General features: G+C 44.7%; 12 protein-coding genes. 9 read left to right on the top strand and 3 right to left on the bottom strand.

The genetic code is table 11. From position 1 onward, the window contains the following. Positions 1 to 48 precede the first annotated feature (48 nt). Genes AAJP47_RS12550 through AAJP47_RS12540 form a run of 3 tightly spaced genes read left to right on the top strand, consistent with a single transcriptional unit; the run spans position 49 to position 3,185 of the window. Positions 49 to 1,086, top strand: a complete 1,038-nt coding sequence (locus AAJP47_RS12550) for a FecCD family ABC transporter permease (protein ID WP_346718235.1) — start codon at positions 49 to 51, stop codon at positions 1,084 to 1,086. Then, complete coding sequence (locus AAJP47_RS12545; protein WP_346718234.1) at positions 1,083 to 2,375, top strand: ABC transporter substrate-binding protein; 1,293 nt, start codon at positions 1,083 to 1,085, stop codon at positions 2,373 to 2,375. The genes AAJP47_RS12550 and AAJP47_RS12545 overlap by 4 nt, the downstream gene beginning before the upstream one ends. A gap of 33 nt (positions 2,376 to 2,408) precedes the next feature. Continuing rightward, complete coding sequence (locus AAJP47_RS12540; RefSeq protein WP_346718233.1) at positions 2,409 to 3,185, top strand: ABC transporter ATP-binding protein; 777 nt, start codon at positions 2,409 to 2,411, stop codon at positions 3,183 to 3,185. Here the strand turns inward: AAJP47_RS12540 and AAJP47_RS12535 are convergent. Then, complete coding sequence (locus AAJP47_RS12535; RefSeq protein ID WP_346718232.1) at positions 3,175 to 4,047, bottom strand: DMT family transporter; 873 nt, start codon at positions 4,045 to 4,047, stop codon at positions 3,175 to 3,177. The genes AAJP47_RS12540 and AAJP47_RS12535 overlap by 11 nt on opposite strands. 209 nt (positions 4,048 to 4,256) lie before the next feature. On the opposite strand from AAJP47_RS12535, the gene queF reads away from it, so the two are divergent. Next, entirely contained in the window at positions 4,257 to 5,135 is an 879-nt protein-coding gene (gene queF / locus AAJP47_RS12530) for an NADPH-dependent 7-cyano-7-deazaguanine reductase QueF (protein ID WP_346718231.1), read from the top strand. A gap of 83 nt (positions 5,136 to 5,218) precedes the next feature. Here the strand turns inward: queF and AAJP47_RS12525 are convergent, their stop codons facing one another. Then, complete coding sequence (locus tag AAJP47_RS12525) at positions 5,219 to 6,937, bottom strand: proline--tRNA ligase (protein ID WP_346718230.1); 1,719 nt, start codon at positions 6,935 to 6,937, stop codon at positions 5,219 to 5,221. Between the two features lie 922 nt (positions 6,938 to 7,859). Here AAJP47_RS12525 and AAJP47_RS12520 point away from each other — a divergent pair. Beyond that, on the top strand, positions 7,860 to 8,618 hold the full coding sequence (locus AAJP47_RS12520) for a DUF4230 domain-containing protein (protein WP_346718229.1): 759 nt from the start codon (positions 7,860 to 7,862) through the stop codon (positions 8,616 to 8,618). A 123-nt stretch (positions 8,619 to 8,741) separates the two neighbouring features. On the opposite strand, the gene AAJP47_RS12515 is transcribed toward AAJP47_RS12520, so the two are convergent. Continuing rightward, on the bottom strand, positions 8,742 to 10,358 hold the full coding sequence (locus AAJP47_RS12515) for a cryptochrome/photolyase family protein (protein ID WP_346718228.1): 1,617 nt from the start codon (positions 10,356 to 10,358) through the stop codon (positions 8,742 to 8,744). Between the two features lie 260 nt (positions 10,359 to 10,618). On the opposite strand from AAJP47_RS12515, the gene AAJP47_RS12510 reads away from it, so the two are divergent. The 4 genes from AAJP47_RS12510 to trpA all read left to right on the top strand — a co-directional run bounded on the left by AAJP47_RS12510 (position 10,619) and on the right by trpA (position 14,156). Further along, entirely contained in the window at positions 10,619 to 11,302 is a 684-nt protein-coding gene (locus AAJP47_RS12510; protein WP_346718227.1) for a phosphoribosylanthranilate isomerase, read from the top strand. Positions 11,303 to 11,388: 86 nt separating this feature from the next. Further along, the gene (gene trpB / locus AAJP47_RS12505; RefSeq protein WP_346718226.1) at positions 11,389 to 12,663 is read left to right on the top strand and encodes a tryptophan synthase subunit beta; all 1,275 of its coding nucleotides are present in this window, start codon (positions 11,389 to 11,391) and stop codon (positions 12,661 to 12,663) included. Positions 12,664 to 12,818: 155 nt separating this feature from the next. Continuing rightward, positions 12,819 to 13,307 (top strand): HNH endonuclease, encoded by a 489-nt coding sequence (locus AAJP47_RS12500; protein WP_346718225.1) that lies wholly within the window; start codon positions 12,819 to 12,821, stop codon positions 13,305 to 13,307. A gap of 24 nt (positions 13,308 to 13,331) precedes the next feature. Continuing rightward, on the top strand, positions 13,332 to 14,156 hold the full coding sequence (gene trpA / locus AAJP47_RS12495; RefSeq protein ID WP_346718224.1) for a tryptophan synthase subunit alpha: 825 nt from the start codon (positions 13,332 to 13,334) through the stop codon (positions 14,154 to 14,156). The last annotated feature ends 188 nt before the right edge of the window (positions 14,157 to 14,344 follow it).

Raw genomic sequence — 14,344 nt, 5'->3', positions numbered from 1 at the left:
TTTGAAATGAAAGGTAGCTTAAGGCTGCCTTAGTAATTGAGATACAAGATGACCCAATCCGTCAGCGAACAAATCATTCGACAACAACGTCGAATAGAATCAAAACGCCGAGTGGTCTTATTGGCACTTGCAGTGGCATGTTTAGTGGGTCTGGTGCTTGATGTGATGACAGGGCCTTCCATGCTACCGGTGGGGGAAGTCGTTAGATCTTTACTACAGCTCAGCGGGGTGGATGATACCTCACTGACGATTGTGTATGATCTGCGGTTGCCGATAGCGTTCATGGCTTTGCTGGTAGGGGCGTCGCTCGGTGCAGGTGGTGCTGAGATGCAGACGTTACTTAATAACCCGATGGCAAGTCCTTATACGCTAGGGCTGGCGGCAGCAGCAGGGTTTGGGGCGTCACTGGTCATTGCGTTTGGTAGTTTCGGCGTGCCGCTGCAATATGCTGTGCCTATTGGGGCATTTTCGATGACTATGATAGCCTCTGCGGTGCTGTTTTTGTTTGCGTCATTGCGACAGTTTGCCGCCGCTACCCTGATATTAGTGGGTATCGCTCTGTTGTTTATCTTTCAGTCGTTGTTGTCATTCGTGCAATTTACCGCATCATCCGAGGTCTCACAGCAGATTTTGTTTTGGCTATTTGGTAGTTTAACCAAATCCACTTGGACAAATGTGGTGGTGGTCGCCGTCGTGAGTGGCGTTTGTATTACCTTGCTGATGCGAGACAATTGGCAATTAACTGCGCTACGACTGGGTGAAGAGCGCGCGTCAGCACTTGGTGTCAATCTGACTCGTTTACGCATCAAAACTTTGATTTTAGTGGCGATGATGACGGCAACAGCGATTAGCTTTGTCGGCGTCATTGGCTTTATTGGTTTGGTAGCGCCTCACGTCGCACGTCTACTTGTTGGTGAAGACCAACGTTATTTTTTGCCCGCGACCATGCTTGCGGGCGCAGCGTTTTTATCATTTTCATCGGTGTTGTCGAAAGTCATTATCCCGGGAGCGTTGTTTCCGGTTGGGATTGTCACCTCATTTGTGGGTGTGCCTTTTTTATTTTGGATTATTTGGAGTAAGCGGTGAAAAACTGGATTCGCGGGACAGTGGCAGCAGGTTGTTTAATATTAACGACGTTAAGCGCTCAAGCAGAAATTAAAACCATTAACGATGTGCTAGGGCGTGATGTACAGGTCGATGTACCGGCTAAGCGAGTGGTATTAGGGTTCTATTATCCTGATTATATTGCTGCAACAGGGGCGGACAACTTTGAGCAAGTGGTTGGCATTTCACGAGAATTTTGGGAAAAATTCAATCCTGGTAGCTGGGAGTTGTACAGCCAAAAATTACCCAGTCTAAACAATATCAAAGATATTGGTAACGTAAATACTGGAACGTTTTCTTTTGAAAAAACCTTGGCGATGAAGCCTGATGTCGTGGTATTAGCAAAATGGCAATATGACACATTGAAGGCTGAAATGCCGCGTTTTGAAGCGGCAAACATCCCCGTTGTGGTCGTCGATTACAATGATCAAACGGTGCAAAACCATACCAAAAGCACCCAAATTTTTGGTCAACTGGCAGGTACTGAGCAACGTGCTAATGAAGCGGCGCAAGAATACGCTGATGGCATAGCGGACATTCAAAAACGGGTAAAAGCGGCTCAAAGTCCCAAGCCCAAAATCTATATCGAATTTGGTGATAAAGGTCCGCAAGAGCACAGCTTTACCTTTGGTAAAAACATGTGGGGCGCGATTGCCGATACGGTAGGCGGTGATAACATCAGTAAACCCTTTGTAGAAGAGTGGGGCCCTATTAACCCTGAGCAAGTTTTGGTGAGTAAACCTGACGTCATTATTATCTCAGGTACTGAAGTGGGCATGAAACAGCCCAATGCCATGGCAATGGGGATTGATATTCCAGCTGACGAAGCCCAGCGCCGCTTAAAAGGCTTTACCACCCGCAATGGTTGGGACAATCTGCCAGCGGTGAAAAATAACCGTGTGTATGGTATTTATCATGTCGCTTCTCGCTCGCTCTCAGACTTGGCAGCGGCGCAATTTATGGCAAAAGCCTTATATCCTCAAGCCTTTGCCGATGTTGATCCTGACAAAACGTATGCTGCATTTCACCAAAAATATCTACCGATTCAGCCCAAAGGTACATTTTTTATTCAATTAGGCTGTGGGGCAAGCGTTTGTGATGACAATGCCAACGACCAAGCTAACGATCAGGCCAATGACCAAACTAAATCAGCGACAGCCACGACTCAAACCGATTCTGATTCTGCTGTCAATACGTCTGAAAATGTAGCATCTGAAAATGTGTCTTGGTTCACCAAGCTTGTGAACTGGTTCAAAGGTTTGTTTGCTTAATTGGTTTTTGAAAATTTGATAGAAGAAGTCGCTATGCTCAAGCTTGACCGTTTAATGATCCAATATGGCCCGCTCGCCGTTGCTAAGGATATTGATGCCCAGTTTCAAGCGGGCAACATTTATACCATCCTAGGGGCAAATGGGGCGGGTAAGTCAAGCTTGCTCAAGGCGGTTTTTGGTGAGTTGGCGTTTTCTGGCGCTATCACCTATCAAGACGCTGTACAAAGCAAAGCCCATCTGAACGCATGGCGAAAACCCATTGCTTATATGCCGCAAGACAGCCATACCGACGCTGAGCTCAATACCCTTGAAGTGGTACTGCTTGGCCGTATGGATGCCTTGAGCCGCCATATCAGCGATGAATTATTAACAGAAGCCGTCGAGTTATTGGCAGAGCTGAATATTTCCCATTTAGCCCATCGCTCTATCCGCTCATTGAGTGGCGGACAGCGACAGCTGGCGATGTTTGCCCAAGCCTTACTGCGTCGTCCCAAGATTTTACTGCTGGATGAGCCTGTCTCAGCACTTGATATGGCACATCAAATCAATCTATTGGACAAAGTTCGTCATTACACCAGACAGCACCAACTGATTTGTATTATGGTATTGCATGATTTGAGCCTAGCCGCTCAATTTTCGGATGAAGTCTTGTTATTAGCTGATGGTAACATTCAAGCTCAAGGCATTCCTAAAGCAGTATTAAAATCTGAGATTTTACGCAAAGTGTATCATGTGGATATCGAGATTCTAACGAGTCATCAAGGCTCACCAGTAATTCATCCGTATCGCAAACTACCATCTAACGTCTAACTCTTTTTCGGTCGGGCACGCTGCTAACAATCCCTGCCAAAATGACCGCCATAATACCCAAAATCTCTAACCAACCAATGTGTTCGCCCACAAAAATCACCCCATAAATCGCTGAAAACACGACCGTTAAATAAGACAATGCCGCGACCGTGAATTTTTTGCCCACGTGATAAGCATGAGTCATTGCCAGTTGCGCGAGCAATCCTGTCACACCAATGCCTAAGATGTAAGGTAAACTCTCGCTCGTCAAACGACTCCAACCAAACCAGGTTGCCGCGATGGCTGAGACAATGGTCGCCACTGCCGAAAAGTAAAACACAATTCGCCACGCAGGTTCTCCCATCAAGGATAGTTCTCGTACTTGCAGGAGCGCAAAAGCCGTAAAAATACCGCCACTTAGTGTAATCAAAGTATCTAATAATCTGTCGCTGGCGAAAGCAGGTTTTAACATCAGACAAATACCAGCCAAGCCCATGAGCAAAGCGACCCACGTTTTTGACGATGGTTTGTCTTTTAGCCAAAAAATGGACAGCAAGGCAATAAAAACAACAGAGGTATAGTTCAGCGTCACAGACGTGGCTAGGGGTAAATGGCCCAAGCCATAAAACGCCAATAACAATGCCGTCGTGCCTGCCAGACTACGCTGCATATGACCCCAAAAGAACGGCGTCTTAAGGGTTTGTTTGCGCACAAGTGTCGCACCAAAAATGGTTAAGGCAGGCAATAAAGAGCGCCAAAAGGCCAATTCATATTCATTCATGTGTAAATTAGTGGCAGCATTTTTGACCAAGATATTCATCATGGCAAATAAGAATGCTGCAATAATCATCCAGCCTGAACCCAAAGGAAATCTTTTTATCATAGGTAGCGTCAAAAAAAAGAGGCAATTGTAACACTCCATGCGATAGAACTCTTGGCTAATTTAGGGAATGAATAAGAATGGCTTTAGGGAACGAATGGTGATGACATGTGCAGGTGGTTTGACTATCAAAAGGCGCACACAGATAGGTTGATTGCGGTAAAATAGCAACCATTAATACAATTCACATTATTGAGTAATAAAGGCAGTTTATGAGTATTCACGGTATTTTAGGAGAACAAACCACGGACTATCCAACCGAGTATAGTCCTGAGACGTTATATCCCATTGCACGTAGTATGGGGCGTGATGCAATCGGCTGGCAGACTGACAAATTAACGCTTGGCGTTGATTGGTGGCAGGCTTTTGAGATGTCTTGGCTCAATCTGCAAGGTATCTCGCAGGTTGCTATCGCACGCTTTAGCATTCCTGCCAGCTCGCCGTTTATCGTAGAATCAAAGTCCCTTAAGCTGTATTTGAACAGCATTAACTTTACAGAATTTGCCAGTTGGCAAGACGTTGAGACGTTGATTACTAAGGATTTATCAGCCTGTTTGCAAGCAGAGGTGACAGTTGAGTTGTTTGGCTTAGAGGATGATCTATCAAGCTTATTGATTGCAAAGCCTGAAGGTGTCAGTATCGATAATGCCTTAGACGTCTTGTCAGGCAGCACGGACAAAGTGACGCTATGCGAGCATCCTGATGCGTCCTTGTTGCAGGATCAAACACCAGCAGATGATAGTAATTCAGAAAATGGTAAGTCTCATCCTTATACGTTTTATTCCAATTTGCTACGCAGTAATTGTCCGGTGACCAATCAGCCTGATTGGGGCACACTGGCGGTTTCAATCACGACTGACAAACCTTTTAATAACGCCAATATGCTGCGCTATATATTGAGCTTCCGTCAGCATAACGGCTTTCATGAGCAATGTGTTGAGCAGATATTTGCAGATTTGAGTCAATATTACGCGCCAAGTGAGCTCATGGTACGGGCTTGGTATACGCGCCGCGGTGGTATCGATATCAATCCTTGCCGCGTCAATGATATCAGTTTATTGCCAAAACCAAGTCGTCTAATTCGTCAGTAAATAGCTATAGTCAGGTCAATAAAAAAAGCGCCTATCTCATCGAATGAGATAGGCGCTTTTTTGAACCGTTTTTATGGTTAACGCTATTTATTGCCCACTTTTGCCATGACTTCTTCACGGCTTAGCATTTGCTTTTCTGTTTCACGGCGATTGACGTATTCGTACTTGTCTTCAGCAAGGTTACGGTCAGAGACTACGATACGATGCGGAATACCAATCAATTCTAGATCAGCAAACTTAACGCCTGGGCGCTCGTTACGGTCATCGAGTAGTACATTAATGCCTTGCGCTTTTAGCTCTTCATAGAGTGCCGTCGCGGTTTGCATGACCGTTTCTTCTTTTGACTTCATCGGTATGATAGCCACCTCAAAAGGCGCAATTGAGTCATCAACGGTTGGCGTGGTGGGCCACATAATGCCGTTTTCATCGTTGTTCTGCTCGATGGCCGCTGCGATGATACGACTGACGCCGATACCGTAACAACCCATCATGAGAGTGACTGGTTTACCATCTTCACCAGATACCGTGCAGTTCATCGCTTGTGAGTACTTGTCACCCAATTGGAAAATGTGACCGACTTCGATACCACGTTTGATTTTTAGGCTGCCTTTACCATCAGGAGAAGGATCGCCTTCTTGCACATTACGAACATCAACGATGCGAGTGATACGGGCATCGCGCTCCCAATTCAGACCAATGGTATGCTTATTGATAGTATTGGCACCCGCCACAAAGTCTGACAAAGTGGCCGCTGAACGATCAACGAATACGGGCATGTCCACATCAACACCGATATAGCCTTTATGCAGACCCGCTGCTTTTAATTCTTCATCAGAGGCCAGCGTCAGTGGCACATTAGCTTCTTCGATTTTCTCAGCCTTGATGTTGTTGAGCTGATGATCACCGCGTAACACGATAGCAATCAGTTGTGGTTTGTCATCCTCTGTATGACCATGCACGATCAAGGTTTTGACCGTCTGTTCTAACGGAATGTCCAAATGCTCAGCCACCATCTTACACGTGGTCATGTTTTCTGTTAACACGTCCTCACGCTCCATCGTCGCTGGTTGACGCTCAGCGGTACTTACTGATTCAGCCAGCTCAACGTTGGCGGCATAGTCAGAGGAGTCTGAAAAAGCAATGTCGTCTTCGCCGCTGTCTGCCAATACGTGGAACTCGTGTGACGCAAAGCCACCAATCGAACCCGTATCCGCTTGTACGGCGCGGAAGTCTAAACCCAAGCGGGTAAAGATACGCGTATAAGCATCGTACATATCATGATAGGTTTTAGCCAATGAGGCTTGATCAACGTGGAATGAGTAGGCGTCTTTCATGGTAAATTCGCGCGCACGCATCACACCAAAGCGCGGACGAATCTCATCACGGAACTTGCTTTGAATCTGAAAGAACGTAATTGGCAGTTGCTTATAACTACGCAGCTCACCTTGAGCAAGGTTGGTAATCACCTCTTCATGAGTAGGACCCAGCACAAATTCACGATCATGACGGTCTTTAAAGCGTAATAGCTCAGGACCGTAATCATCAATACGTCCCGTCGTCTGCCAAAGCTCAGCAGGTTGCGTCATCGGCATGAGCACTTCTTGCGCGCCCACATTCTGCATCTCTTCACGAACAATACGCTCGACTTTTTGTAAGACACGCAGCCCCATGGGCAGCCAAATATATAACCCCGACGCAATTTTACGAATCAGGCCGGCACGCACCATCAACTGGCTTGAGGCGATATCAGCATCACTTGGGGTTTCTTTTAGGGTGGCAAATAAAAATTGACTGGCTTTCATAAATAAAGCGTAACCTTATCAACGATAAAAAATGAGAAGTAGGAGGATGTTGAGCGTATGGCTAATCGTTTCGTTGCTGCCGCAAGCTTACCCTTATGAATTAATAACAATCACTTAGCAATAATCTAAGTCATTTCATAGCGACTAACCTGCTTATAATAAGCATAGGTAATAAGCATTGGATCAAAATTGCTCTAATAAGAAAGCGTTAGGTGTTGACGGAGGTAACAGGGATATAACTAATATGGTTATCACTTGCAATACCGTTAAACCAAAATAAAAGTGGTATATACCGTCATTCTGTTCCACGAGTATGAATTTTTCTCACTGACTGCTCGCAAGCGTGACAGAGGCTTAAAAAAATTCACACCCATAAACCCTCGATTTTTAAAAGGAAACAACGATAGCAATGTACCAAGAAGCCATTTACCGAGAAGCTATTTATCAAAAAGCAATGTACCAAGTATCAAGAAGTAATGTACCAAGATATCAAGCGGCTAAAAGGATGATTGTCAGATCAAAGACCTCATAGATGAATCTATGCCAACATTTTATCAACGCAATCTGCCTATGTTAGGTAAAGTTTGTCTAAGACGCAATGATTTTTTGTCTTTTCAGAGCGAACATCGCTCAAAGCACCAAACAAGAGACGCCCAGAATCATTGATTAATGTCATTATAGGTATTGCCATTATGGCCTTGGTTCGTCATGAGAAGGTGTCAATCATGACGCTTCTTAAAAGTAGGGCGATGGGTAATTATGTAAAGTATTGGTAGCCGTTACTTGAAATTACCAAACAAAAACAGCATTAATCCTTTAAATGGTTGTTTTTACTATACTTTATCAGCTAAATAGATTGTAAGTGCTGTATCTCATAAAACTTATAATCTCTCACAGCACACGCCAACTTAAGGTAGCGCATATGAATAAGCCTGACAATCGATCCTCTCTTAATTCTAATACGACCAATCAGCCTACAAAAAAACCCATTGCGATGATGTCTTGGGTCATATTGTTTATTGGGTTGGCAGCGATTGCCTTTGCTATCTATAGTGTTCAGAATCGGGCTGAAGAAGAGCCGATAGAAACCATCACACGTGAAGGAGTCGTCACGCAAATTCAGCAGCTCAACCGTTTGCAAACCGTTGCGTTTAGCGTAGATACGGTGATTACCAGTGAGCGTCCGGGTAGTTGGATGAAGCTGTGGCAAGATGAGCAAAAAGCATTGTTCATCGCACGTGGTCGCGTGCAAGCAGGGATTGATTTAAGCGCTTTGACACCTGAGATGGTGCAAGTAGAGCAACCTACCTCGATGGACACCACTGGAAACAATGTCGAAAATACTGACGCCACCTCGGCTGCAATGATGCCCAAAATCAATATCACGTTGCCACCATCAGAGATATTTGAAGTCTATTTAGATGATATTGAGATTTATGATTGGCAAACGGGTGCCTTTGGCATGATGCAAGTCGATCCTAAAATCTTAGCGCAAGCGCAAAGTATGGCCAAAAAAGAAGTCCTTGAGCGCGCTTGTCGCGGTGATGTGATGAATTTGGCACTAAAAAATGCCCAGACTCAGTTGCAGCAACTGTTTGCTATGACAGGCGCAGTCGTGACTGTGACCACGCAAGGCGCAGGGGCATGCCAGTTACCAATAGCTGCACCTACAAATGGCTAAGCAGTAAAGGGCATGAGCTTTGTTAATGTACAAAAAGGCTATTTTGAGAAAAAGCTATTGTAGAAAACAACTATTTTGAAAAACAACCACTTTCTAAACACGACTGCCTTTTCACGCTTGCCATTATTTTTTAAATTCTGCAATGGCAAGCTTGCGCGCTTTTTTATGTTCGACCATCGGCGCAGGGTAATCAAGGTCAGCAAATTTGCCATCTTTACTGAGCGCTTTACGTAGCTTGTCTTCTGAATGCAGAATACTGGTAGGAACATTCTTTAATTCAGGCAGCCACGTCTTAATAAATTCACCGTTGGTATCGTGCGTTTTGCCTTGGCTAAAGGGATTCATAATGCGAAAGTAGGGCGCAGAATCCGTACCTGTGGAGGCGCTCCACTGCCAGCCGCCATTGTTAGAGGCAAAATCCCCATCGATGAGCTGCTGCATAAAGTAGCGCTCGCCCCACCGCCAGTTGATTAGCAAGTCTTTGGTCAAAAACATGGCAGTTACCATGCGCAGACGATTATGCATAAAGCCGGTCGCATTCAGACATCTCATGGCCGCATCGACCAAAGGGACGCCTGTTTTGCCTTTGCACCAAGCGTCAAAATCTTCATTATTAAATGACCAGTTAATACTGTCATCGGTCTCGTCTTTATAGGCTTGATGACGGATTAATTCAGGCTTATCAACCAGCACATGACGATAAAAATCTCGCCATGCCAGCTCACTGATCCAGCGATTGATATCTTCATTATCACCATCATTACCGTGCAGTTTTTCCTGCTCCTTGTTTGCTGTTAAATAGCAAAGTCTGGGGCTAATCGTACCAATGGTTAGGTAAGCGGATAATTGACTGGTGGCGTGTAGGCTTGGTACATCGCGGCCCACATCATAATCATAAATATCATCAGCGACAAAGGCATCTAACCGCTGGCAAGCTGCCGTCTCACCCGCGGGATAAGCCTCGCGCGCTTGCTTGAGCTGATCATCTCTATCAATGTGCTGTAATGAATCAGCGTCTTGCAGCGACTTTTGATACGCATCGGTAGTTGTTTTGCTAAGACGCTCTATTCCCTTAACCGTGTTTGCGCTGTCCTTTGAGAGGGTAATATCAATTTTATTGTTATTGATGGCTGGTGCGTCATGACTTTCAATGGTACTAACATCCAAAGTATGACGCCATTTTTTATAAAATGGGGTAAATACTTTATACATGGTGTCATCATTGGTTGTGATACTTTGCGGCAGCAAGATACATTGATCGTGCCAGCGGATAAACTCGATATTACTGTCGGCAAGCTGGTGCTTGACTTGTTCATCACGCGCAATCTCATTGCCTTCGTACTCATGATTGGCCATCAGACAATTGATGTTATTTGCCTCACAAAAAGTACTAAGCGCTTGGATGCAATCAGAAAAGCTGGGACAAACCTGTACGGTCAGTTTGATGTTCAGTTGCGTTTGCAAGGTTTTTGCCAGTAACGGCAAAGTGCGGGCGATATGATCCATTTGTGCCAGTGACATATCATGCGACTGCCATTGTTTGGGCGTCAGGAAAAATATGGCACTGACCTGAGCGTTGTCTGCTTTTGCGCGTTCACAAAGCGCGGTTAGGGCAGTGTTATCATGGACGCGTAGATCACGACGAAACCACATCAAATAATGCGGTAGACTTGCAGAATTGTTTTTATTATTGCTGCTATCACTACTATTGGCGCCACTTGCTGCTGCCGTCTTAGACATTCAAATACCCTTATCTCAATCATAAACAAAATTAGGAATAAAAGTATGCTAGGATAAGTTTTTTGATGCAATGGATTTGCCCATCCATTAACAAATTATCATCATAGTTATTTTTATATTTATTTTCACCGTTACTTTTTAGACAGTTACTTCTTTCATAGTTGCTTGTTTCATAGTGACTTGTTTCATAGTTGCTTCGTCATATTTGATGTCAGCCAGCTTGGCAATGTCATACTAAATGCTCTAACCAAGGTCTCAACATGCACGTTAAGTTTTGCGGTTTTACCCAGCTTAGTGATATCCAGACTGCCACACAATTGGGTGTGGATGCGGTCGGTTTGGTGTTTTATCCACCAAGCCCGCGCGCTGTGACACTTGCCCAAGCGAAGACGCTAAGTGCGGCTGTGCCCGCATTTGTGAGTGTGGTGGCGTTGGTGGTAAATATGTCAAAAGATGAGCTGGTTGAACTGGCAAATACGGTGCCTTTTGACATCATTCAGTTTCATGGTGACGAGACACCTGAGCAGTGTGAGCAGCTGGCAAGTGCTGTCAATAAGCGCTGGATTAAAGCACTGCGTATTAATACTGAGCAGCACACACTCGATAGCGTTCGCGCTCAAATTGATAAGTTTGCCGCAGTAGGTGCCAGTAGTATTTTACTGGATGCTTATCACCCCGCTGCTTATGGCGGGACAGGCCAGCGCTTTGACTGGAATCTCATTCCGCAAGACAGCTCATTGCCTATTATTTTGGCAGGTGGGTTAGATGCTGACAATGTTGTCTCGACTTCTGCGCTACCTATTTATGCCGTTGACGTCAGCGGTGGTATTGAGCAAGGTAAAGGCAAAAAAGACACAGCCAAAATGCGCGCCTTTATGAAAGCGGTCAAACGCGATCGATGGCAAAACGAGACGCTTAGCGAACCTTCGAATATCAGTAGCTAGTCCTGTATTAGTGACACGACTGCCTACTCACACTATTTTTATAAAACAAATACTAAAAAATACCTCTTATTATAATAGGAATACTCATGAATCACGTCGTTAATAAAGATTTATCTGAAGCCACAAAAGCCGTCAATTCTTTTACCAACCCTGATAATGTACCGGACTTTAACCAGTATCCAGATACCAGTGGTCATTTCGGCGTCCATGGTGGTCGTTTTGTCTCTGAAACTTTGATGGCAGCACTTGAAGAATTAGAGACGCTCTATACCAAAGTGAAAGCCGATCCGGCGTTTTGGGAAGAGTATCACAATGATTTGGTCAATTATGTTGGTCGTCCAACGCCGCTGTATCATGCCAAGCGCTTAAGCGACGAGATTGGTGGCGCGCAAATCTATTTTAAACGTGAAGATCTCAACCATACAGGCGCGCACAAAGTAAATAACACCATTGGCCAAGCCTTGCTTGCCAAGATGTGCGGCAAAAAACGCATCATCGCTGAAACGGGCGCAGGACAGCACGGCGTTGCCACTGCCACGATTGCGGCGCGTTTGGGACTAGAATGTATCGTTTATATGGGCGCAGACGATGTTGAACGTCAAAAGATGAACGTCTATCGTATGCGCTTGCTGGGTGCAAAAGTCGTGCCTGTCACGTCAGGCTCACGTACGCTTAAAGATGCGATGAACGAAGCCATGCGCGATTGGGTCACCAACGTGGATAGCACGTATTATATTATTGGTACTGTGGCAGGCCCGCATCCTTATCCGCTGTTGGTACGTGATTTTCAGGCGATTATCGGTAAAGAAGCCCGTATCCAGCATTTAGAAAAAACAGGCAAATTACCTGACGCCTTGGTCGCTTGTGTTGGCGGGGGGTCAAACGCCATTGGTTTATTCTTTGATTTCTTAAATGATCCCGAGGTTAAGATGTACGGCGTTGAAGCAACGGGTGACGGCATCGAATCAGGTCGTCATTCTGCACCATTGGCAGCAGGTCGTATCGGTGTGCTACATGGCAACCGTACGTACCTTATGGCAGATGATGATGGTCAGATTCAAGAGACACATTCTATCTCGGCAGGTCTTGATTATCCGGGCGTTGGTCCTGAACACAGCTTTCTAAAAGACATGAACCGCGTCGAGTACGTTGGCTGTACGGATAAGGAGTCGCTAGAAGGCTTTCATGAGTCCACGCGCAAAGAAGGTATCATCCCTGCGCTTGAATCTGCCCATGCCGTCGCTTATGCCTTAAAGCTGGCTAAGACAATGACGCCAGATCAAACGATCATCGTCAATATGTCAGGTCGCGGTGATAAAGATCTGCATTCGGTGATGACGGCAGAAGGGATTGAGATGTAGTATCTACTATATTAGATAGATAATTATCTTCTATAGTTTATAGCAAGGTTTTCTACGGAAAAAGTAGAAGGCTGAATAATATAGTTAATGAGATATTACAACCTGTAGTTATTGAGCTTTATATCCTATTTTTTACCTACGAGAGGTATAGATTTATGGCAAAAGTCACACCTTCTATGGCAAAAAATCAAATCAGACGTAGCTTGCTTCAAATTGTAGATTCACATCCGAATAAGACACAAAAAAAGCAAATATGGTGTTATTTTGATAATTGCTGTGCGTATTGTGACATAACTATTGATCCTAATAGCCGTCAAGGACATCTTGATCACCTATTGGCAGTTCAAGACGGTGGTAGCAATGATATCTATAATTTTGTGCTGGCATGTCATATTTGCAACGGCGACGAAAAAAGAGAAACGCCATGGCGTGAGTTTTTGATGGATAAATGCAAGAACTTATCTAATAGTATCTATATGGAACGAGTAGCAAAAGTAGAGGCATGGCAAAGACAATCAATTATGAGTCAAGTAGATGCAGAATTATTGGCTCGAATGGAAACTATCATAGATAAAGCTAGAGCTGACTTTGATCAATCAGTAGAGCAAATGCGCGTATTACGTGATTCTATAACTACAAATTAATTTTATAATAATTAAGAGAATTTTATGACCAGAATTGAAAGCACTTTTGCAACGCTTAAAGAACAAAATAAAAAAGCCCTGATTCCTTATGTGATGGCAGGCGACCCAAATCCTACGGTCACTGTTGATTTACTGCATGATTTGGTTAAGCATGGCGCAGATATGATTGAGCTTGGCTTGCCGTTTTCTGACCCAATGGCAGATGGCCCTGTCGTCGCTTTAGCTGGCGAGCGCGCATTGGCTGCTGGCACGAGTACTCGTGATGCCTTAAAAATGGTAGCAGAGTTCCGTCAACAAGACACGCAAACGCCAATCATCTTGATGGGTTATCTGAATCCCGTTGAGATTATTGGTTATGACAATTTTGTCGCGCTATGTGAGCAATCAGGCGTCGATGGTATCTTGATGGTCGATTTGCCACCTGCCGAGGCGGGTAGCTTCACTCAGCATTTGACTGAGCATGCGATGAATGAGATTTTCTTATTATCGCCCACCACTTTGCCTGAGCGCCGTGAGCAAGTTCTAACTCACTGCGGTGGCTATATTTATTATGTGTCTTTAAAAGGCGTGACCGGCTCAGCCACCCTCAATACAGACGATGTGGCCACCCAAGTTCAAGCGATTAAAGCGGAGACTGATTTGCCTGTGTGTGTGGGCTTTGGTATCCGTGATGCCGCGTCAGCCAAAGCGATTGGCGCACATGCCGATGGTGTGATTGTAGGGAGTGCCTTGGTACAGAACTTTGCCGATATAGATGGCAACGATGCTACTGCGGTTGCCAATGCTCAGCAAAACATTATGATCAAAATGGATGAATTGCGTGCTGCCCTAGATAGTTTAAGTGCCTAGACGGTTTGAATATATGGCGGTTTCAACACATAGATAATTTGAACGCTTAGCTTAATTTGAAAAGCATAAACATAATTAGGTAAGAGAGACGATTTTATTAAGAGGACTATGATTAAGTGGAGTAATCATGACTCTTTTTATAAAAATGTTTATAAAGACAGGGTGAAATGACTTTGCTAAACTTAGTT

The sequence above is a fragment of the Psychrobacter halotolerans genome (assembly GCF_039680845.1).
In the GTDB taxonomy this organism is placed as follows: Bacteria; Pseudomonadota; Gammaproteobacteria; order Pseudomonadales; family Moraxellaceae; genus Psychrobacter.
The sequence above is the reverse complement of the archived record's forward strand: the minus strand, read 5'-3'. Positions and strand labels throughout refer to the sequence as shown.

Bases quoted from the DNA above. Each gene is read 5' to 3' on its own strand.
- AAJP47_RS12500 (WP_346718225.1), top strand. From the start codon at position 12,819: ATGGCAAAAGTCACACCTTCTATGGCAAAAAATCAAATCAGACGTAGC.
- AAJP47_RS12525 (WP_346718230.1), bottom strand. From the start codon at position 6,937: ATGAAAGCCAGTCAATTTTTATTTGCCACCCTAAAAGAAACCCCAAGT.
- AAJP47_RS12510 (WP_346718227.1), top strand. From the start codon at position 10,619: ATGCACGTTAAGTTTTGCGGTTTTACCCAGCTTAGTGATATCCAGACT.
- trpB (WP_346718226.1), top strand. From the start codon at position 11,389: ATGAATCACGTCGTTAATAAAGATTTATCTGAAGCCACAAAAGCCGTC.
- queF (WP_346718231.1), top strand. From the start codon at position 4,257: ATGAGTATTCACGGTATTTTAGGAGAACAAACCACGGACTATCCAACC.
- AAJP47_RS12550 (WP_346718235.1), top strand. From the start codon at position 49: ATGACCCAATCCGTCAGCGAACAAATCATTCGACAACAACGTCGAATA.
- AAJP47_RS12520 (WP_346718229.1), top strand. From the start codon at position 7,860: ATGAATAAGCCTGACAATCGATCCTCTCTTAATTCTAATACGACCAAT.
- AAJP47_RS12515 (WP_346718228.1), bottom strand. From the start codon at position 10,358: ATGTCTAAGACGGCAGCAGCAAGTGGCGCCAATAGTAGTGATAGCAGC.
- AAJP47_RS12535 (WP_346718232.1), bottom strand. From the start codon at position 4,047: ATGATAAAAAGATTTCCTTTGGGTTCAGGCTGGATGATTATTGCAGCA.
- AAJP47_RS12540 (WP_346718233.1), top strand. From the start codon at position 2,409: ATGCTCAAGCTTGACCGTTTAATGATCCAATATGGCCCGCTCGCCGTT.
- trpA (WP_346718224.1), top strand. From the start codon at position 13,332: ATGACCAGAATTGAAAGCACTTTTGCAACGCTTAAAGAACAAAATAAA.